At 60.6% G+C, this 20194-nt stretch carries 12 protein-coding genes and 1 tRNA gene; 7 read left to right on the top strand and 6 right to left on the bottom strand.

The genetic code is table 11. The features are described from left to right. Positions 1 to 237: 237 nt before the first annotated feature. From SINAC_RS24880 to SINAC_RS24865, 4 genes are all read right to left on the bottom strand, one after another. Positions 238 to 936, bottom strand: coding sequence for a hypothetical protein (locus tag SINAC_RS24880; RefSeq protein ID WP_020466748.1), 699 nt, complete (start codon positions 934 to 936; stop codon positions 238 to 240). A gap of 88 nt (positions 937 to 1024) precedes the next feature. Next, on the bottom strand, positions 1025 to 3994 hold the full coding sequence (locus SINAC_RS24875) for a glycosyltransferase family protein (protein ID WP_015248327.1): 2970 nt from the start codon (positions 3992 to 3994) through the stop codon (positions 1025 to 1027). A gap of 344 nt (positions 3995 to 4338) precedes the next feature. Then, positions 4339 to 5778: a cytochrome-c peroxidase gene (locus tag SINAC_RS24870; protein ID WP_015248326.1), complete on the bottom strand. Its 1440-nt coding sequence runs from the start codon at positions 5776 to 5778 to the stop codon at positions 4339 to 4341. Positions 5779 to 5929: 151 nt separating this feature from the next. Further along, positions 5930 to 6304 carry an indolepyruvate ferredoxin oxidoreductase subunit alpha gene (locus SINAC_RS24865; RefSeq protein WP_015248325.1) on the bottom strand — a complete coding sequence of 125 codons (375 nt, stop codon included), beginning with the start codon at positions 6302 to 6304 and terminating at the stop codon, positions 5930 to 5932. A 245-nt stretch (positions 6305 to 6549) separates the two neighbouring features. On the opposite strand from SINAC_RS24865, the gene SINAC_RS41370 reads away from it, so the two are divergent. Then, positions 6550 to 6951, top strand: a complete 402-nt coding sequence (locus SINAC_RS41370) for a thioesterase family protein (protein ID WP_237722746.1) — start codon at positions 6550 to 6552, stop codon at positions 6949 to 6951. Positions 6952 to 7082: 131 nt separating this feature from the next. On the opposite strand, the gene SINAC_RS24855 is transcribed toward SINAC_RS41370, so the two are convergent. Then, positions 7083 to 8603 (bottom strand): dihydrolipoyl dehydrogenase family protein, encoded by a 1521-nt coding sequence (locus SINAC_RS24855; protein ID WP_015248323.1) that lies wholly within the window; start codon positions 8601 to 8603, stop codon positions 7083 to 7085. Positions 8604 to 8727: 124 nt separating this feature from the next. On the opposite strand from SINAC_RS24855, the gene SINAC_RS24850 reads away from it, so the two are divergent. The 4 genes from SINAC_RS24850 to SINAC_RS24835 all read left to right on the top strand — a co-directional run bounded on the left by SINAC_RS24850 (position 8728) and on the right by SINAC_RS24835 (position 13481). Continuing rightward, positions 8728 to 10257, top strand: coding sequence for a fucose isomerase (locus SINAC_RS24850; protein WP_015248322.1), 1530 nt, complete (start codon positions 8728 to 8730; stop codon positions 10255 to 10257). 430 nt (positions 10258 to 10687) lie between these two features. Then, positions 10688 to 12580: a DUF1570 domain-containing protein gene (locus SINAC_RS24845; RefSeq protein WP_015248321.1), complete on the top strand. Its 1893-nt coding sequence runs from the start codon at positions 10688 to 10690 to the stop codon at positions 12578 to 12580. A 174-nt stretch (positions 12581 to 12754) separates the two neighbouring features. Beyond that, positions 12755 to 12827, top strand: a tRNA-Ala gene (locus tag SINAC_RS24840). A gap of 258 nt (positions 12828 to 13085) precedes the next feature. Beyond that, the gene (locus SINAC_RS24835; protein WP_015248320.1) at positions 13086 to 13481 is read left to right on the top strand and encodes a type II toxin-antitoxin system PemK/MazF family toxin; all 396 of its coding nucleotides are present in this window, start codon (positions 13086 to 13088) and stop codon (positions 13479 to 13481) included. A gap of 270 nt (positions 13482 to 13751) precedes the next feature. Here the strand turns inward: SINAC_RS24835 and SINAC_RS24830 are convergent, their stop codons facing one another. Continuing rightward, positions 13752 to 14762 carry a DUF1559 domain-containing protein gene (locus SINAC_RS24830; RefSeq protein ID WP_015248319.1) on the bottom strand — a complete coding sequence of 337 codons (1011 nt, stop codon included), beginning with the start codon at positions 14760 to 14762 and terminating at the stop codon, positions 13752 to 13754. 1736 nt (positions 14763 to 16498) lie between these two features. Here SINAC_RS24830 and SINAC_RS24825 point away from each other — a divergent pair. Beyond that, positions 16499 to 17098, top strand: a complete 600-nt coding sequence (locus SINAC_RS24825; RefSeq protein ID WP_237722745.1) for a phospholipase D-like domain-containing protein — start codon at positions 16499 to 16501, stop codon at positions 17096 to 17098. Positions 17099 to 17198: 100 nt separating this feature from the next. Next, positions 17199 to 20078, top strand: coding sequence for a sigma-70 family RNA polymerase sigma factor (locus tag SINAC_RS24820; protein WP_015248317.1), 2880 nt, complete (start codon positions 17199 to 17201; stop codon positions 20076 to 20078). The last annotated feature ends 116 nt before the right edge of the window (positions 20079 to 20194 follow it).

Genomic DNA, 20194 nt, shown 5'->3' with positions numbered 1-20194 from the left:
CTCGAATCGCGAGTCTCCGTCCACGGTCGTTGGGCGGAAGATCACCAGAAAATGATGTTCGCTTTTTTTGCAATGCCTCGAAGGGGTGACGCGGTCACCCCTGCGAGGCTGCATTGCATTACACATACGCATCCGAGATTTTCCAGAAGTTTCACCCCTGGATAGGAACGGCCGCCCCTTCAAGGCAGCGACAAACCCACCCGCCGGAAAGTGGCCTGGGGCAAAGGCTTCCGCAGTTCATTTCTCGGTACCGGAAGCAGGCCCCTCGTCCACCAGGTCGACATTGTCGAGGGTGCAGACGATGTCTTGAAAGTCGTCGTTGGTCGAATACTCCCAGCCGATGAGGTAGCTGTGCGGAATCAGCTTCCCCGACTTCAAGTCACGATTGGGGTAGATCATCACCTTGTAAGGCTGCCGGGCGAGACGAGGGTTGTTCGCCGCCACCAGCCGAGGTTGCGTGAAGACCAGGCTGTCCTTCAGCCCGTCATTCGAAACCCAGAGACCAAACGGCTTCTCTCCCGGTTCGAACGATGTCGTCGAGCCGGCCGCCAGGGGAGGTGGAAGCCGCTTCCCCGTTTCTACGTCCTCTGTCGTGTTCTTCCAAGTATATGACCAGAGTTCGTGCTTCTCTGGAGCGCGATCATCCTTGGTCGGCGCATACCAACCACCCCGGTTCAAGGTGACCAACCCCAAAGCGATGGCCGGTCGATACTCCACCGGCCCCGGCCCTGCCTTTTTGAACAACCCGGGCGTGGCTTCGACGGTCGTTTTCACCGGGTTGAGCAAGTCCGCAAACATCGACAATCCGTACTTTTGCTTGAGAACAACATCCCAGTCGGGTTCGCTGGGACCGGGGGCGACCTTGGGTTGTTTGGCTGTCTGCCCCCAGGCCGGAGCCGCCAGAGCCGAGAGTCCAATGAGAAGTAAGGCAGGCATTCGTCTCATCATCGACCTCAAAGGTTGAAGTGGGTTGAGGGGGCCTTGGTAAGAGGAAGGCCCCAAGCGGCGGCGGCCTCCCTGAATCTCACCCAGCAAGAGCGGATGACGCCCCAAGGCGCGGGGAATACGGTCGGCGGCGGAAGACGAGGCTCAGGGTCGCCACGATGGCCAGCCCTGCCAGGGAGAGTCGGCTCCCCATTCGGAAAGAATCCGGCTCATACGAATAAACCAGGTGATGCCGGCCCGACGATACGGCCGCCCCCCGCATCAAGCGGTTGGCCCGATAGATCGGTGCAGGCTTGCCGTCGATGGTGAGCCGCCAACCGGGATAAAACACGTCGGCCAGAACCACCAAGCCAGGACGATCGAGGGCGACGTCGAGTTCGACGCGTTGCTCCCCGTACTTGGTGATGGTCACCGTTTCTCCCGCACTTGAAGCCCCCTGGCTGAGATAGGGCCTCAGTTCATCCGACTTGTCACTGTCAACCCAGGCCATCTCTCTCGGGTTGTAGACCCGAAGGCTCGGGTCGTACCAGAAATGATCGTTCTCAAAAAGGATCTCGATCATCGGCCCCTCCCGGTCGGTCCGCCCCATTCCCACGATCGGCTTGATCGGCTTGCCTTCGTGGACGACCCAGGCTCGAGGATAGCATTTGCGATTCCGATAGAGCTGATAATCCTCCTTCATGACCCAGTCCTTCTGGCGCTGTTCGCCTCCCGGTCCTTTGAAGAGTTCCGGGGGAGGATAGACCAGTTCGGAATCGTCGATGAACGCCGCGAACCCACGGTGCTCGTCTTTCCAACCGTTGGGGAGCGACGGAATCACAAAGTAACGCGTATTCCAAAGGTCGAAGGCGCGACGAGGGAAAACAACGATCTTCTCGCCTGGGGTCGCCCCCAATCGCCTCGCCATCTCGGTGTCGGGCGTCTGAAGAAACCCACCGAAGAACCAGTCGTAGTCGTAGAGTTCAGCGACCCCCATGGTCAAGGTGTATTGAATTCCGTAAGGCACACCATACTTCGGCTGAATCGTTTTCCGTTCCCAGGTCACGAAGTCGGCCACACGATCGGATGAGGCTTGATCGCGCCAGACATAGGGATCCCAGATGGGCATCCGATGCACTCGAAACGGCGTCGGTGAAGGTTGTGGGCTCTCGCGTTCGGCCTTTTCAATCAATTCAACGAGCTTCGGAGTCACATCCATCAACGACTGAGGAACGGTGAAGATATACCTCGAATTGGCCAGAGCAAGGTCGGCCGTGACCAGGATGAGCGCAAACGCAGCGGCCTCCCTGGGAACACGCTGGCCTCTCAGGACCAAGAGCAAAGAGAGCGCAAATGTGACTGTCCCGGCGACCAGAGACCAAAACATTTCATCATAAGCCCCCTGCGGGTTAAACGGCCCGAAGATCGATTTCTGCTCCGCAGCCCCTACAAGAAAGGCATGGACGATTTGCTGCCGTCGAACCAAAGCAATCGCCAGTGCAACCAGGCTCAGCCCGAAGAACATCGCAGCCGTCACCTCGGTTTTTCGCCGCCGACGCACGAGTACGTCATCCAATCCGAGGCCGGCAAGCCCCGCGACGGAGAGCGCCGTGAAGCTCAAAAGCTTGCTCGGATAACGGAACTGATTGAAGCCGGGAAGTAAGGTGGATAGCAACCAGTAGACGCCACCATCTCCATCGCGGAGCTTTCCGTCCTGTCGAAGGGCGGCGACGTCTTGCGGATCGAGCGGACCGAGGGTTTCAGTAACCGCCGGGATCTGACGCGCCCACCAGATGGGGCTGCTGTACTCCCCCATGCTCGCAACGAGACTGATCAAGGCAATGGCCGACAACCAACCCCGCCAAGGAGAGGCGTTCCGAAAACCAAACACGCCGATCGCCAGAATCAGAGTCAGCCCGCCCATATAGAGCGAGGGAACCCAGATATGGGCGTGTTGGCTCAGGTACGGAACCAGAGCCAACCAATGGTTGTTCCCGGCGAAATTCGACCCGAAGATGTTCGGCCAAGCCAGTTCGAAAAGCCGGAGCGGTTCCAGGCTGAACGGGTAGATATCGTGGGGGCCTCCTCCGGCCGCTCGGCCGCTCCGGCGGGTGAACTCCAGAACGGGTAAAAGCTGCGCCGCGGCGAGCAAGCCGGCGAGAATCCCCGCGCTCCCCAGTCCGGTGAGCATCGGAACGAGGGGGGATTCTCGCTTCCCGCGCGCCCAGCGGACGATGAGGACTGCGCCGATCAAGCCCCAAACGGCTAGTACCACCGGGGGCGCCCAGGGCATCCAGGCGAGCGGCAGAGGAGGCATATGTCGGACTCGATACGACGGCAAGATCGCCGCCAACCCCAGGACGATCGCCACATAGCCAAGGGCAGAAACAACGGCGATGGCGGCAACCAGTCCGGTTCGGATCTTCCAAGGTGTCGCGCGTCCTCTGAGCCAAGCCAAGGCAAAGGCATAGCCCACAGCGCAAACGCCCGTGATATAGGTAGACTGCGGATCCCCTCCGAGCGTTTGGAGGGAGAGAACCACCGCCAGCTCGAGCAGGCCCATGCGTTCTCCGCGCCTGAGCCAACGATCGGCCGCACGGAAACCGAGCGGCGTCCAGGCCGCCCCCACCAAAAAGATAATGTTGCAATATTGGAAGAGGATCGGAGCCGCAAACGCATAAGTCAAAGCGCTCACGGTCGAGCCGGTCCAACTCGTGCCCCAGCCGCGCATCAGGGCGAGCATCGCCACGAAGGCAAGCACCGTGTGCGCCACCACATAGAGCCGTGCTCCCCAGGCGTAGGGGAACATCGCATAAAGGATTTTGCCCGGATAGAGGACAGCCGCGGTGGGGTTGCCGAGCAGCGGCATCCCCCCGTTCTCTTCTGTCTCCCACAGCGGCCAACGTCCTGCATCCCACTCCTTCTGAACCTTCTGATAGAGCGGATAATAATAGTGAGCTGCATCGCGATAGGAGAATTGCTGATCGCGAAACAGAGCGCTGCTAAAGCAGGAGAGGAGCAAGCTCATCAAGCAGCCGATGATGAGCAGCGGCGTGAAGAATCGACGCAAGGGATGAGACCTCCGACCCGCCGAGAACGATGATAAGGACGCGATGAAGGCATCGCAGCTCGCGAGGAGCAACCTCATCGTAGCACAAGCCCAAGGCCGCTCCAGAGCCTATTATTCCCTTGGTAAGCCGTGCCCAAGGGCACCAAGAGTGTCGAGCGGCGTCACCGAGCCTGCGGTCTCTCAATATCGTGATTGACCGAAGCCGATTCGGACAAGAAAAAGACAAAAGAGCTCACACTCCCTCCTCGCTTGCCTGCAAACGACGATCGCCCGGTGGAACGCAAGGTCCCACCGGGCGACTTGATGTGTTATCGATTCGCTGACGCGAACGGATCACCGACTTCTTATTGCTGAACGTCCGGATGGAACACATTCGAGACGGTCTTCAAGGGGGGCGGGGTCAGCGCGGCTTGGGGGTCGGGCGTCTTGCCATCGGCCCCGGGCGGAAGGGTGGGCAGGGCCACCTTAATTTCCTCGCCGGTCAGGGCTTTCAAGAAGGCGACGACATCGGCTTTCTCCGAGTCGGTCAGGTTCAGCTTCTTGATGTCCTTATCGAGCGCCGGGTTCGGGTTCCCCCCCTTGTTGTAGTGCTCGACCACTTCCTCGAGCGTCTTCATGCTGCCGTCGTGCATGTAGGGACCGGTCTTCTCGATCTCACGGACCGTCGGGGTCTTGAACGCGCCGAGCTCGGCGTTGTTCTTCGATCCGATGGGTGAGATCACGAACCGGCCGTAGTCGGCGAAGTCGTTCTTCTCGGTGTTCCAGCCCACCCCGATGTTGTGGAACTGCTCGTTGGTGAAGTTGGATCCGGTGTGGCACGAGGTGCAGTCGGCCTTCTTGAGAGTCACGTTGGGCTTGAACTCGTCTTCGCTACGGAGCCGAAGGCCGAAGAGGACCATGCCCCGCTTCTCGCTCTCGGACAAGGCCGCCAGATCGTCGCCCGAGTTGTACTTGTCGTACCGTGAGTTGCCCGAGAGGGCGGCGACGCGTTCGAAGGTGGCAATTGCCTTGGCCATCCCATCCAGGGTTACGTCCGATCCGAAGACCGTCGCGAATTGCTCCTTGTAGCTGGGAATCGTGCGAAGTCGCTTCACGATATCTTCGTACGACTGCTTGCCCATCTCGATCGGATTCTGGATCGGTCCTTGTGCCTGTCCTTCGAGCGAAGGAGCACGACCGTCCCAGAACATCGTCTTCCCATAGACCGTGTTGACCACCGTCGGCGCGTTGCGTCCACCGGTCTGCCCGTCGATGCCGATCGAGAACTTCAACTGATCGGTCCACCCCTTCTCGGGATTGTGGCAGGTGGCGCAGCTGATCGTGCCGTCGAGGGAGACGCGCGGGTCGAAGTAGAGCTGCTTGCCGAGCTCAAACTTGGCCTTGGTCAGCGGGTTGGAGGCGGGCACATTGACGTTGAGGATCAATGGGCTCAAGCCTTTGGGAACCTGGACCGTGAGCGGCTCATCCTTGACCTTCGCCTGATCGGTCGGCAGCCAGAGGATGCTCTCGGGACTCGGAGAGGCATTCTCTCCCCCCTTCACTTCCTGTTCCACAACATCGACGAGCTTTTTGGGGTCGACCGCACGATCGGGCGTGACAAGCTTGGCCGGCAGATCGGCCGAGTTCGTGTCGGTGGCCTTCGCCGCCGCTGCATCCAGCGCTCCGCTGGGTGAAGGGGCCGAGGCTGCCTCCTCCTTCTCGGTGCCCGTTCCACCACAACCTCCCAACGTGAGCAAGGCCGCAGCCAGTGCCAACCGCGTGACCGATCCGAATCTTGCCAACATTCCTGAAGACCTCCCGTCAAGATCGAGGTGCGACGCCATGAAAAGTCAGTTCCCTAAAGGCGCAACAAGATCGGGCCGGCGTAATGAATCACGCCGGCTCGAGTCCCGAGCAAGGCTCGAGCTCGGTTGCGACCTTATCGATCGCACCGAGCTATTTTTTCTTCTTCGCGAGTAGGCCCTCGGCGTTCCGCTGCGCCGCATCGACCAAGTCATCCCAGTGCTTTTCGACGTATTCCGGCGGCCCGCCTTTGAGGGCGACGTGCTGCGCCGCGTCGAGGGTATCAACCATGTCGATTGCGTCCCAGGGACAAACCTGGGCACAGTGCTTGCAGCCGATGCATCGATCCAGATCGATGTCGCACCAGGTCTGCAAGCTGGAATGTTCCTCGCCGGGCACCTTATAAATGCATTCGACCGGGCAAACTTCCACGCAGGCTTCGCAACCCGTGCATCCGTCGGCGTGGATCACCGCCAGAATTTTCGGGATCACTTTTCGGGGTTTGCCGGCTAAAGACGCAGCAGCCATAAGATCGCGTCCAGGTGGGATTAACTGTGGCTGCCAAGGCAGCCGAGTCGATGGACCAAGAGGGGTCGAACCCCAACATAGCGTATTCCGCCAGACCCGGAAACGCGATCGAATTTCAAATTTGCCCAGCGTCGATTGCCCGGATCAATAATGATTATCGTTATCGGCAGGGCGAGGGTCAAGTCTGGGGCGGAAGATTGGGCGATTGGCCCGAGGAGGCGAGGCTCACAACCTCGATATTGGAGATGAAATCGATCCCGCGCACCGGGATGTCCGCCGAGGAGCATTTGGTTGTTGACGACAGCAACCGGATCCGCTTCGCCGACGCACGAATGCCCTCGATCCTGGCCACCCCTTGGCTTGTGGCCCATCTGGAGTATGCCGCCCGCGCAGCGATTGCCCCTTGCCTTGAGGACCACGAGCGCAGCGTCGGGACCTTCGTTGAAGTCGAGCACCTTGCCCCGAGTCCCGAGGGGTCGGCGGTCGTCTGCCGAGCCCGGGTGATTCATGTCGACGGCGCGGTCGTGACCTTCCAGGTCGAGGCCCACGACGACGTCGAACTGATCGCGCGCGGTTTGCACCGTCGTCGAGTCATCGACGTCGATCGCTTCGCGCGCCGAGTCGCCCGCAAGCAGGCGGGGCGCTAGCTCGAGCGGTTTTCTTCTCGGATTGCACATGCCCAGCGATACGTGTGAGCCCACTTCAACCCGAGAAAACGCCCCCCTGGGATCACGGGGTGCCCGTAATCCCAGGGGAACACTATCGTGGATCAACGGCTTCAGTGCCCGTGGTTGTCCGAGTGCCCGCCAGCCGCGACACTTGGCTCAACCTCGCTGCCGACATGCTCGGTTCCGTTTTCCGACTCAGCTCGGGGCTTGTTGAATCCGAGGAACCACTTGAGGGCCGTCTGCACGAGGCTCCCTTCATGCCGCGTGGCCGCAAACTGGTTCGCGAGCTTTTGTGCCATTCCCGAGTAGGTCGGATAGGTGTGGATGGTCGCGGCGAGGTCGCCCAGGGTGAGGCCGTTCTCCATGGCTACGACGAATTCCTGGAGAATCAGGCTCGCCTGCTCACCGACCACGGTGGCACCGAGAATCTTGCCGGCCGGGGTGGCCATGACCTTGGCGAACCCTTCGGTACGCCCATCGATCCGGGCTCGATCAAGCTCGTCATAGTTGGCGCGGAAGACGCGGACGTCCGGATGCTGCTCGAGGGCGGCCGCTTCCGTAAGACCGACGGTCGCCACTTCGGGATCCACGAACGTGGCCCAGGGTAAGGCCGAGTAGTCGATCTTCTTGGAGAGGCGAAGGACCGCGTTCTGGAAGACCACCGCAGCCTCGCGCTCGGCCGCGTGCGTGAAGTCGTGCTTTTGGAGAACGTCACCGATCGCGTAAATCCGCGACGAGCGAGTGAGCAGGTATTCGTCGACCTCAATTCCATGCTCGGGGTCGGCGTGAACCCCCACAACCTCCAGATTCAACCCCTCAACGTTCGCCAACCGGCCGGTGGCGATAAGCAGGTGGCTCCCCGACGCTTCGCCGGTCGCCCCTCCTACCCTTTTCCGCCAGGAGCAAACGGTCTGACCATCGCGCTTGGCGGCCTTGGTGACCTCGACCCCAGTGTGGAACTCGATCCCATCGGCGGAGAGCCGGGCCTGAACCCGGTCGGAGACCTCGCGGTCCTCGCGCGGAAGGATCTGATCGGAGTCGGCCAGGACCGTCACCTTGCTCCCGAGTCGAGCAAATGCCTGGGCGAATTCGATTCCGCTCGGCCCCGCGCCGATCACCACCAGCGCCTTGGGCAACTCCGTCAGATTCCAGAGCGAGACATGATCGAGGTGGCCGACTTCGGCCAGGCCGGGAATCTTCGGCACGGCAGCACGCGAGCCGGTGGCGATCACGAATCGCTGGCCGTGGATCCGGGTCTTGCCGTCGAGAAGGACGGTGTCATAGGCCTCGAAAGCGGGTGCGCCTCGAAAGACGTCGACCCCGTTGGCTCTGAGCGAGTCGCCGTTGCCAGAGCCGGCGAACTCGTCCACCACCGCGCGAACGCGTGCCATCACGGCCGAGAAATCCACCTCGGGAGGGGCGACGCGAATCCCATATCGGTCGGCGGATCGGACCGCATGAACCATGCGAGCCGCTTCGATCAGGGCCTTGCTCGGCACGCAGGCCGAGTGGGTGCATTCCCCGCCCAGTTCGTTCTTCTCGATCAGGGCAACCTTGGCGCCAAATTGGGCGGCTGCCGTAGCCACGCCCAGGCCGCCCGAGCCTCCCCCCAAAACCACGAGGTCATACATCGGCTGCTCTCGAAATCCAGGGTGATCTCTGGCTGGTGGCCAGTAGTCATTGAAGACCCAGCACTATACACTCTGGTCGTTTGACTGACCACTCCCGACCTCTCAAACACGGTGAAACGCGGTTATGTCCAAGAAAGTGGCGGTGTTCTGGCCGGGTGACTATCGCGCGAAACCGAACGAATGGGCTTTGCCGCAGTCGCAGGAAACGACCGGGCAACTGGTCGCGGCCCTGAAAAAACTCGGACGGACCCCCTACGTGGTCGAGGGCTACCTGACCCGGCCCGACCAGTCGATTGCCAAGCTCGGCCCGATCGACGACCCGATGGTTGGCGTCTACGTCCACTGGACCTATGCCCCGCACACGGTCGACGGCGTGGTCGGTAAGGATAACCCGCTCCTGCTCGCCTCCAATTTCTCGGGGACCTGGCCGGGCCTTGTCGCCCTCCTGAACACAGGGGCTTCGCTCGAATCCGTCGGCCGCGCATCGTCCCGAGTCTGGACCGACGCCCCTGACTGGACCGCCGACGCCGGCTTCATGGAGCGACTCGACGAGTGGTGCACCACCGGCCGGATCACCTATGATTCCGGCGAAATCCACGACGGGCCCGCCGTGGCCGCCGACGCGGCTGCAATCTCCGAACAAGTCCTCGCCGAGATCCGCCGCAAGCGAATCCTCGCGCTGATGCTCGGCGACACCTCAATGGGGATGATCAACGGCTACTTCGGCCCGAGGCTGCTCTACCCGATCGGGTTCAGCGAACACAAGGTCGACCAGGCCTGGCTGATCGAGCGCACGAAGCAGGTCAGCCAGCAGCGGGTCGACGACGCCTTCCAATTCGTCCAGGATCGGGGCGTCACCTTCCACTGGGGAGCCCAGGACGCCACGGACTTCACCGCCGATTCAACGCGTGAGCAGCTTCGCGGCTATCTGGCCGTGCTCGACCTCCTCGACGAGTTCCAGGCCGACTGCCTGGGCTGGCAGTATCAGCTCGGACTCTTAAAGCTCCTGCCCCCCAGCGACTTCGCCGAAGGCCTTCTGAACTCGCACGCACGTCCCGAGGGAAATGGCCATGTGGTGATCACGAGCACCGAGGCCGACCAGGGAAACCTCGTGCCGATGGAGTTGATGAAGCGCGTCCTCGAGGCGAAAGGCCTGGCGGGCTCCGTCATGTTCCACGACGTCCGCTGGGGGGCCGAGCACGAGGGGCGCTGGCTCTGGGTACTGCTCAACTCCGGCAGTTGCGGCGCCTATGCCTTCAACCAGGACGTCTCGAGCCTGAACGGAGTCCACAGCTATCGTCAGCCTGCCGGCTACTTCCCGGTCGCCGGTGGAACGTTCGCGGGCGAGAGTCTCCCCGGCCCCATCACCTGGGCGCGAACCTGGATCGATCGCCAAGGGGAGTTGGTCATGGATCTCGGCCGTGGCGAGTCGGTCTCCCTTCCCAACGACGTCCGCGAAGCCTGGTGGGGTGGAACGACGCGTCAGTGGCCCTTCATGGCGGCCGACCTCGGTTGCTCGAAGGAGACAATCATGGCGCACTACATGAGCAACCATATTGCCGTGGCTTATGGAGACATCTTCAGCGAAATGGTCGCTCTCAGCCGGTCGCTCGGGTTCAAGATCCGCGTTCTGTCCACGGGCCAACCGGCCTGAACCGGCAGGGACGATTCTCGTCTGGTTTGTCCAGGAGTTGGGGGCGGCCGTCACGGCCGCCCCCAATAAGATATAGAGGATAGGCCACCCGTGGCCCCAATCGTTTGGATCCGGAAAACGAAAGAACCCGTTGACCGCTTCCTTCGTACCAGAGGGAGTGTTAAACTCGACTTGGCCTCTTAGTGCCTGTCTCGGAAGGTCGGGCTTCACCGGGGAAAAGGGACGTTGGGGTGCCACGGGTTCCGTACTCGGACCCCGTGCTCCACAGGCCAAGGCATTCCCGCATGGGTTCCGGGTACGGAACCGCATGGCACCCGGAAGGTTATCAAAAACTCCGATGCGATTCGCCTTCTGGGACAGACTCTTAGCTTAGCAAGACACCTTCTTTGGGTTACTTTTCGAGAGCCGCGCACGGGGGGAATTTCCGACGATGGGACCCGTGACCGTGACGTGTGATGGGTGTGGCGTTCGAATTCGCATCCCAAAGCCCGAGGCCGCCCTCGATCGGCAATGTCCTCGTTGCTCGACACCGCTGGCCTCTGCACTCGCGAAAGTCTTCGAAGTCGAGGCCCCTCGAAATGCGATTCTCGGGATTGATCTCGACGTTTCGCCCGAAGCCCCTCGGCTCGCGGAAGCACGCCCCAAGTCGTCTGGGTTTGGCCTGCTCGCCGCTTGCGCCTTGGTCTTTGTGGGGTCAGCCCTCATGCTGGGGCTCTGGCTCGCGCGGGGAAGTCAATCAGGAAACGTCGCCACTCCGGAACCGAATCGCCCCCCGGCTCTTGCTGTGAACGTTCGGAATCCGGCAGCCCCGACGCCCGTTCCCCCCGACAGCGACGAGGGTCAGCCAGCCAAGGATGAGACGTCGGCTCCCACGCTACCGCCAGAACCACAGTCGACAGACGAAGCGAAGGTCGAGGTCGCCGCGACTCCGTCGGCTCCCAACCCGATGCTGATCGCTTCCACCGCGCCCGCCGCAACTCGTGAACTCATAGAGCCCCCATTCAAACCGGCAGCCGAACCGGTCGCACCACCGCCGGCCCCGGCTCCGACCACACTTGCTCCTGCCGAACGGCAGGAGAAACGAGTCAGAATCCGCACCAAAACCGGTGAGACCGTTGTGGCCCGCCTGCATGGCCAAGCCGATGGCAAGACCTGCGTGCTGCTCCCCAATGGCGAGATCGGATTCACGACCGGGTTGGCCGAGACCGACGAGCCCTTCCTGCCCGCGACCCGCGAGCAGATCGAGCAGGAATTGACCCGAGCCGGCCCCTTCGCCAACTTCGAAGTGCTTCAATCCGAACACTACCTGGTCCTCTACCAGTCGTCGACCCCCTTCGCCGAGGCCAGCATCAAGCTCCTCGAGAGCCTTTACGAGAACTTGACGGACGCCTTTCGCAAGCGAGAACTCCCCATCCATGAGGCGGAGTTCCCACTGGTCGCGATCATCTTCCAGACCGAGAAACAGTTCCGAGCGCATCAGCAGGTCGACGCCGACGTCCAGGCCTACTACGAGATCCTCTCGAACCGGATCTATCTCTACGAGAAGTCAGACCGCGACCAGCAGGCTCCCGAAGTCGCGGCGCTTCGCAAGCCGCAGACGGTGGCCCACGAAGGGACCCACCAGATCCTGCAAAACATCGGTATTCATCCGCGCATGGCCGCCTGGCCCCTCTGGCTTGTCGAAGGCTTCGCCGAGTATTGCTCCCCCCCCACGATGACCCGCCGCGGCGCCGCCTGGGGTGGCCTCGGCCAGGTCAACCCGATGCACATGGCGACGATCCACGACCTGGACGATCCTGCCTCACTCTACGTCAAAGGCTCCGAACGGCAACGCCTTGGCCGCGATCGCCGCAAGCCGCTGGTCGAATACCTCATCACCCGGTCGTCCCTGACCCCCACCGACTACGCGCTCTCCTGGGCCCTAACTCACTACCTAGCCATGCAGCGAGGCACCGAGTTCCTCGCCTTCATCCGGACGATGAGCCAGCTCCCCCCCCTCGAAGAGCGAACTCCTGAACAGCACCTTGCCTCATTCCGCGAGGCATTCGGGACCGACCTGGCAAAGCTGGATAAGAAAGTGGCCGGTTATCTCTCCAAGCTCAAGTTCGACCCCCTCCCCTACTACGCCGTCGTCTTCGAGCAGCCAATCCCCGGCAACCAGATCCGCCGCGCCACCATCGTCAGCCAGTCGCCGTCGATGATCCGCCAGTGGCTCAGCCAGATCAGCGACTCCAATGGTGGCCAAACCTCCTGGGAAGTCTTCCCCCACCCCACCCGGGCCCGCGCCCAGATGGCCGCCGAGCAATGGATCAGCAATCACTGACACAACCTGATTTCGAGAGCTGACAATTGTCGAGGAAAAGCGGTCGCCAAAGCAGCGCAGGACGTCTAGCCAACCCCGCGGTCGATGTGTAAGATAAGGGCGACTCAGGAATCGGCCGTTCAATTGCGACCTTCATCTTAGCAAGGACGCGATGGCCCACCTGCGGTTTGCCACGGGGACGTAGCTCAATTGGGAGAGCGCCTGGTTTGCAACCAGGAGGTTGAGGGTTCGATCCCCTTCGTCTCCACTTCTAAAGCCCTACAAGACAATACATCATATTGATTAGCCCGAATCGGCGTTCGCGATTCGGATGGGCCAACAGTCACGGAATTGCCATCAAAGACAAATGGAAACGGCCAAGGTCTCTCCACAACGAGGGCCTTGGCCGTTTCTGTTCCTCTCTCCCCCTGGACCCTTATCAGCTGATTTGATGGGAACGAAGGGTGAGCGATGGAACTCGGCTGCGCACCACGCTGCATCCTTCGGGCCGATTTCACGAGCACACATGAAGTCGAACACAGGAGAACCGGCGGGCACACGTTCCGCGAGGATCAACCGTGGTGACGTGTTCTGGATCGAGCCAGACGACTCGCGCGGGCCGACCCCAAACTATCGCCATCCCCACGTGGTGGTTCAGGACGACGTTTTCAACCACTCACGCATCACAACCGTGGTCGTGTGCGGCTTGACGTCGAACTTACACCGAGCGAATGAGCCGGGGAATGTCCTGCTCGATCTGGGCGAGGCAAACCTTCCCAATCAAAGCATTGTGGTCGTGGCTCAGGTCTCTTCGGTCGATAAAGCCCGCTTGGGTGAACGGATCGGGACGCTGTCCGACATGCGGGTGGAGCAGATTCTGGACGGCCTGCGATTTCAGCAGGTGTCGTTCTTCGAGCGGTAGCGATCAGCGCGGAGAAAAGAGAGTCCTCCTCGCTAATCCTCGTGCGCATGCGCCCACAGTCCAGGCGAGGAAATCCTTCGGGGAACGGCTCGTACTCGATCCGGATTCAGTTCCAGGGTAGCCCCTCGGGACACTTTGCCATCGTGTTCCCGCCAAGGGCCAACCGAAGGTTGTCGACCCCGGCGGGCCAAATCCCCTGCTGGTGGCTTGCGAGCCTGGACGAGAGACTGGCATCCCCCCCAGGCTCGAAAACCACTTTCCGACTGTTTTTCAGTAACTGTCGGACGAGAGGACTTCTCCGCCCTTGGACGTCGAGAGAGCACGCCAGATGTTCAAGTTGATGGTGTCCTTGAAGTACCGGACGCTGCCATCGGCGAGGGCAGCGTTCACACCCCCGGAGTGGTAACTCCGCGCGGCGTTGAACGTCGCCGTCTTCGTGTTGGGCACCTTGATGCACGGGGGATTGAGGCCACCAGGGGAGCAGTAACCGAGCTGGTCGGGAGTCTTCGAGTTCGGCGCCGTGTAGGCCATGAACACAGCGCAGTTCTGGTCGTCGTTGTAGAAGTCGCCCCGAATGTCGAGCGTCTTGCCATCGGCCGAGTCCGCGCCGATGATCACCTCTGCCATGAGAAGCGTATTGCTCGCCCCATCGGTGATCGAGGAGATGTTTCGCGAGACGTTGCCGGCGAACGGCGCACCGCCGAAGGCGACCGTATCCCCGAGCGGCCCAACGAACGGGTCCGGATAGTTCCAGTTCTTCCCGCCGGTCCCATTCGGAGTGTCGGCCTGGGTGAAGTGCGTGTTCCCCCAGTTGACCATGTAGTTGCTCTTATACCTCTCCTTGCCCGTAAGGCCGGATGGCGAGCCTCCCTCGATCAGATTGGTATTGGGATCACTGGGGCAGTGGAACGCCCCAACGAAGGTCATGCGGACAGTCTGGTTATGGGCCTCATGGAACGAGACCGCGAAGTTGGCCGCGTTGTACAGGTTGACCTGCTCAATGAAGGCCATGGTGCTAAGGCCCCAGGTCCGCCGGTTCGCGTTTGCCGTGACAGTCGTCGGGTAGGTGTAGTTCGTGCCCATGCGGCCAATCGGGAACGCACCAAGAGTGTCGTGATAATTATGCATCGCCAATCCGAGTTGCTTCAGGCCATTCGTGCATTGGATCCGTCGGGCAGCCTCACGTGCCGCTTGCACGGCCGGCAACAGCAGGGCGATGAGTACAGCGATGATGGCGATCACCACAAGCAGCTCGATCAGGGTAAAGGCTTGTCGTCGCATGGAAATAGGACCCCGATTCAAAAGGAACGAAGGAAGGATGTAAGTCAGAACGCAACGCCAGTCTAAATAAATAAAATCAACAAGTCTCGATCAGCTATAGACCGGGACCATTACGAAGGTGCCCGAGCAAATCCTACAGACGGCCATCGCAAGAGATGTGAAGCTCATGCGAGGAAACAATTAAGAGGCCCTCATGAAATCGCAACAAAGTTATCATCCTGGGTTATCGATCCCGCCACCGTCGTGGGGAACAGCCCCTAACCCAGTCTCGGCCTGGATCGCCAAACCATTCGCTTCTAGCGGCAGGGCAGCTCTACACGACACGCCCAGCGTGAGAGCACACCGAGCGTAAAACCAAACGCCGCAAGCAAAACCACAGTACCCAGAAAGCCCGAGCAGAAGTCGTTAACCCAGCGACTGCAACGAAGCGTTGCCATTCATGCACATTGCACATGCACGATATGCCACTCTAAGTATTCATGATAAATACGCTGGCAATGCAAATCAAGGCAGCTAATGCAATGCCAGTCGTTTTTTCTCATAGGAGCATGCATAAAAATTCACACCCACTCTTCTCATCGCAGACTGCATAAAAATTCACACCCAACCTCCTCACTGTGTCGTGCATAAAAATTCACGCCCGCCCTTCTCAATAAGGCGTGCATAAAAATTCACGCCAGTCTTCTCATTACGGAATGCATAAAAATTCAATAACCCGCCGAGGGGTAAATCATCTACGAAAAATCAAAGTATCTCCGATGGTTCGCTCGCCGACATCTCGTGAGACTGCGCGTCCCAAACGCTTGCGGGCAAGCTCCAAATCCCGCCTCAAGTATTACCGAGTTCTTTGTCCTTTGTCGGGCTTCCGCCAAAAATACACCCAATCTTCATATCGCAGGTTGCAGAAAAAAAACGCACTTCCACCCCCATGTTTCTTCTAACGGCACACTCGAATTCTGCAATTTCAAAAATGCTAACTATTTACAAAATACAAATAAACAATTTTAAATTATTCAATATATGAATTCAACAAGACTCATATTCAGCAACCGCCTGAATCAGCCGATGCGCGTGGCAGCGCACCGCAAAATCAATCATCATGCAAACAAATATTAATATTTTTTAACAAAAAGACTCATCGTCCCTTCAATGCTGAAATGGCCCCGCTCATCGAGAAGGCTTCCCAATGCATGACTTTCCTGACCTACACGATCCAAAGATTCACAATGCCATGATCCACCCAACAACCAGGTTCTCGTTCACGACTCACCATCCCTTGCCAGGAACCTTCCATCCGGCCGTGCCAACTCACGGCCTGCCAACCGAAAACGTAGGCCACACGGTTTCAAAAGACTTCAGCAGCACGCAAAACGGAAAATCAAAAAAACTCATTTTTCAATTCGTAATGCCATTAACATATTCCAATACGCGATCCCATAAACTGGACTGGCTTGCAAACGAGACTGAACGAAAATTCGATCCAGACCAAGCCCGACGATAGAACGACGTTAAGGACAGCGGGTATCCTTGTGAGGGGTGGGAAAGCAACACGGGCCGTCCACGGAATCGTTCGCTCATTTCCGAAACCGATTGCCAGGAACCGTTCGAGTTCAAGCGAGGGGAAAACCAATGCTGGGAGAGAACATCCTGTGACAAAAGATCAGATCAAATCCACTCTGACGCTAACCTTGGAAGATCATCAGCTCTCAAGGACAGAGCGTGAAGCATTGCGTCAAGTGTTCGAGCCACTGCACGATACGATTAGCCCGCAAGAACTTCGCCGCCTCGCCTTCGAGGTCGCTCGCGGCGCATTGCGGGATCCAGGCGACGGCGGAGTTCTCGAATGGCTCGATGCCGTGCTCAAGCTGCTCGATCGGTCAGAACCGAAAGCCAGCAACGCTCTGGCGGCGGAAGCTTATTTCAGCCCCCAGGATGAGTGTTGGCGGCGGATTGTCCACTTGCTCGACGGAGCGCGTCAGCGCCTCGACATCTGCGTTTTCACGATCACCGACGACCGCTTGTCCGACGCCATCGTCGAGGCACATCGCCGAGGCGTGGCCGTGCGGATTCTTACCGATGATGAGAAGGCCGGGGACGAAGGGTCGGACATCGAGCGGTTCCACCAGGCGGGGATCCCGCTCCGAACCGATCGGACGGTGCATCATATGCACCACAAGTTCGCCATCTTCGATGACGGCTTGCTCTTGAACGGAAGTTATAACTGGACCCGAGGGGCCGCGCTCTACAACGATGAGAACTTCCTCGTCACGGACGAGCATCGACTGATCTCAGCTTACTCCAAAGCGTTCGAGCGACTCTGGAACCGGTTGGGCTGAGCGTTCGGCGAACTTTTCGGAAGAATATCGAGATGGTCAGGCGGGACCTCCTCTCTTAAAAGAGTCGGCCGAGATGAGAGGCATCTGAGGGAGCCATCGCATGGCGAGAGCGGTATTGGGGACGACCTTCGAGCATCTCCGCTACATTTTCGGGTCCGGCTCGGTCGCAGGGCTGGGAGACAGAGAGCTGCTGGTCCGCTACTCCAGTTCGAAGGACGAGGTCGCGTTCGAGGCCCTGGTGAATCGGCACGGGCCGATGGTTCTGGCGACTTGCCGGGCCGTCCTCCGGAACGAGCACGACGTCGAGGATGTCTTCCAAGCCACCTTCTTGATTCTCACCCGGAAGGCCGGCTCAATCCGAGGGAGCGACGCCCTTGGAGGCTGGCTACACCGGGTTGCCTACCGTGCCAGCGTCAAGACCAGCGTCGAGGCAATGCGCCGGAGTCGGAAAGAAGCGATGGTATCGGCGATGACACCCCCGGACGCCTCCCATCCCGGACCCGAGACCGACCACGATTGGAAGCCCATCATGCACGAAGAAATCGGCCGACTGCCTGAAGGCCAGCGTCTCCCGGTCGTACTCTGCGACTTGGAAGGCCTCACCTACGAACAGGCGGCCGAACAACTCGGCTGGACGGTGCCGACGCTCCGCTGCCGACTAGCCAAGGCCCGGCAGCGACTGAGAGGGCGTCTGGCACGCCGGGGCGTCACTGCCCTCGGGGTCGGAATCCTGCTAGACCCACAAAATGCCTCGGCTGTGACAACCCCGGCAATCGTCCCTCCTGCCTTGGTGCAAGCGACGGTCAACGCGGCGATGGGTGGGTCGGCCTTGAGCGGCGCAATACTCCTCACCGAAACCCTTCTGAAGGGGATGCTCATGACCAAGATCAGGATGGTTTCGACAGCCATGATGGTCGTTCTCGCCCTTACTGTTGTGGCGTGCTTGATCGCCGCCGACGGCTCGCCCCTGGAGTCCCCCAAGCCCGCCATGAAACCGAAGGCACCGGCCCAAACCGCCAAGGAGGTGCCGACAGACAGTAAGCCAAACGAGACGGTTGAGATCCGAGGCATCGTAGTCACCCCCGACGGCCGCCCCATCTCTGGAGCCGCAGTGCGGGGGGCGTTTGTCATTCGCAAGGCCGTCACGCCCCAGGCCACGAGCGGACCTGATGGCCGATTCACGATCCAAATGCCGAAACCTGGCCGTGACATCCACGGGTACATGGCCAAATACCCATGGATCATCGCCGCAGCCCCAGGTTTCGGGATTGGCTGGGCCGAGGGCGTATTAAGGGCTGACCGGCCGGCCGAGCAGATGCTGAAGCTCGTCCATGAAGGCCCACCGATCGAGGGGCGGGTCATTGACCTCGAAGGCCGCCCCGTAGCCAAGGCCCGGGTCAAGCTCAGCAGGATTCTATTTGATGAGAAGGACGACTTGACCGGCTGGATCGCCCGGGCCCGCAACGGCGCCGAGGGAAACCTCTGGCAAGGACTGGGCAACCTCACGCTCGAACAGGTCCTGGCGATCGAGGCCGTCACCGGGCCCGACGGCCGGTTCGAGTTGACCGGAGTTGGCCGCGACCGAATCGCCGGCCTGCTCATCACCGGCCCGGGGATCGCCACGACTGCGGTCCATGTCCTGAGTCGTGCCGAGCCGGAACTCCGCATGACCGAGCGTGGGATGATCCCGCCGGGCCCTCTCATCGTCCATGCCCCGAAGTTCCAGGTCGCTCCCTCACCGACCAAACGGGTCGAGGGAATTGCCCGTGACAAGGACTCCGGCGTTCCCATCGCTGGTTTGGAGATCAGGGCGGCCGTCTTCGACAATCACGGCCCGTTCCAAGCCGAAGGGATCGAAGCCACAACCGACGCCCAGGGACGCTACCGCCTCGAAGGCCTGCCCAAAGCGGCGGCCTATCGCCTGATCATCAAGCCGGGCAAGGGCCTCCCCTACCTCATGACCACCATGAAGGCCCTGGCCGACTCGCCGGGCTTCGACCCCATTGCCTTCGATTTTCGCCTCAAGCGAGGCATCTTCGTGCGGGGAAAGGTCACCGATAAGATTTCCGGTCAGCCGGTAGTCGGCTGGGCGAACTACTATCCCTTCGCCGACAATCCCCACCTCAGCGACTACGACGGCCTATCACCCGGCCTCGAGCAAAGCGCTGACCTCGACCCAGAGGGTCGGTACGAACTCGTTGCTCTGCCCGGCCGTGGGCTAGTCGCCGTCCGGGACGAAGAGAGCCGCTTTCTGCCGGCCGAAGGCTACGAGGGAATCAAGGGGTATGACTCGAAAGCCCAAGCGTTCCGGGCGACCCGCTATGTCCCGGCCCGTAGCTACGCCGCCATCGCCGAGATCGACCTCACCCCAGATGCCGGAGACGCGATCCGCAACCTCGAGGCCGATCCGGGCGGGTCGGTGGCTATCGAGGTGGTCGGGCCCGACAGCCAGCCGATCGGAGGGACGAAGGTCAAGGGAATGACCGAGATGTTCGCGACGAGCCCATTTCCCCAGGAATCCGCCCGCTTCGAGATCCACGCCCTTGACTCGAAACGACCGCGACGGGCGGTGGTCTCCCACGACAGTCACAAGCTCATCGGCTCGGTATTCCTCAAGGGGGATGAGGCCGGTCCGATCGTCATCAAGCTCCAGCCCTGGGGGACGCTCACCGGCCGGATCGTCGATGACGAGGGGAACCCCCGCAAGGCAATGTTCATCGCGAGCCCCAACGGCTCCGAGAACAAGCACCCCGAAACCGACGACATCCTCCCGGGCAGCGACTGGAACTCGGGCATCCGGGTCGGCGACGACGGCCGATTCCTGGTCGTAGGCCTGGTCCCCGGGCTCCACTACAGCGCGGTCAGTCGGACCGGGTTCGAAGCCTTCGGCGACCTCTTCAAAGACGTGATCGTCGCCCCTGGCGAGACCAAGGACCTGGGCGACCTCGAGGTCCAGCCCCCCAAGAAGCAGGAGGACTGATACCTTGGAACCTCGATTCCGCCCATCAGTCCCCGGAACTCGAGGTCGCCGGCTCCCTCAAACGTCCTCCCCGCAATAATCCACTTGGCCAACGCCGGCCCGATCCCAAGCAACGG

Origin of the sequence: Singulisphaera acidiphila DSM 18658 (assembly GCF_000242455.2) — a bacterium.
Taxonomy (GTDB): domain Bacteria; phylum Planctomycetota; class Planctomycetia; order Isosphaerales; family Isosphaeraceae; genus Singulisphaera; species Singulisphaera acidiphila.
Note: the sequence above shows the minus strand (reverse complement) of the source record. Positions and strands in the feature narration are given on the sequence as shown.

Bases quoted from the DNA above. Each gene is read 5' to 3' on its own strand.
- SINAC_RS24880 (WP_020466748.1), bottom strand. From the start codon at position 936: ATGCCTGCCTTACTTCTCATTGGACTCTCGGCTCTGGCGGCTCCGGCC.
- SINAC_RS24870 (WP_015248326.1), bottom strand. From the start codon at position 5,778: ATGTTGGCAAGATTCGGATCGGTCACGCGGTTGGCACTGGCTGCGGCC.
- SINAC_RS24865 (WP_015248325.1), bottom strand. From the start codon at position 6,304: ATGGCTGCTGCGTCTTTAGCCGGCAAACCCCGAAAAGTGATCCCGAAA.
- SINAC_RS41370 (WP_237722746.1), top strand. From the start codon at position 6,550: ATGAAATCGATCCCGCGCACCGGGATGTCCGCCGAGGAGCATTTGGTT.
- SINAC_RS24855 (WP_015248323.1), bottom strand. From the start codon at position 8,603: ATGTATGACCTCGTGGTTTTGGGGGGAGGCTCGGGCGGCCTGGGCGTG.
- SINAC_RS24850 (WP_015248322.1), top strand. From the start codon at position 8,728: ATGTCCAAGAAAGTGGCGGTGTTCTGGCCGGGTGACTATCGCGCGAAA.
- SINAC_RS24845 (WP_015248321.1), top strand. From the start codon at position 10,688: ATGGGACCCGTGACCGTGACGTGTGATGGGTGTGGCGTTCGAATTCGC.
- SINAC_RS24835 (WP_015248320.1), top strand. From the start codon at position 13,086: ATGAAGTCGAACACAGGAGAACCGGCGGGCACACGTTCCGCGAGGATC.
- SINAC_RS24830 (WP_015248319.1), bottom strand. From the start codon at position 14,762: ATGCGACGACAAGCCTTTACCCTGATCGAGCTGCTTGTGGTGATCGCC.
- SINAC_RS24820 (WP_015248317.1), top strand. From the start codon at position 17,199: ATGGCGAGAGCGGTATTGGGGACGACCTTCGAGCATCTCCGCTACATT.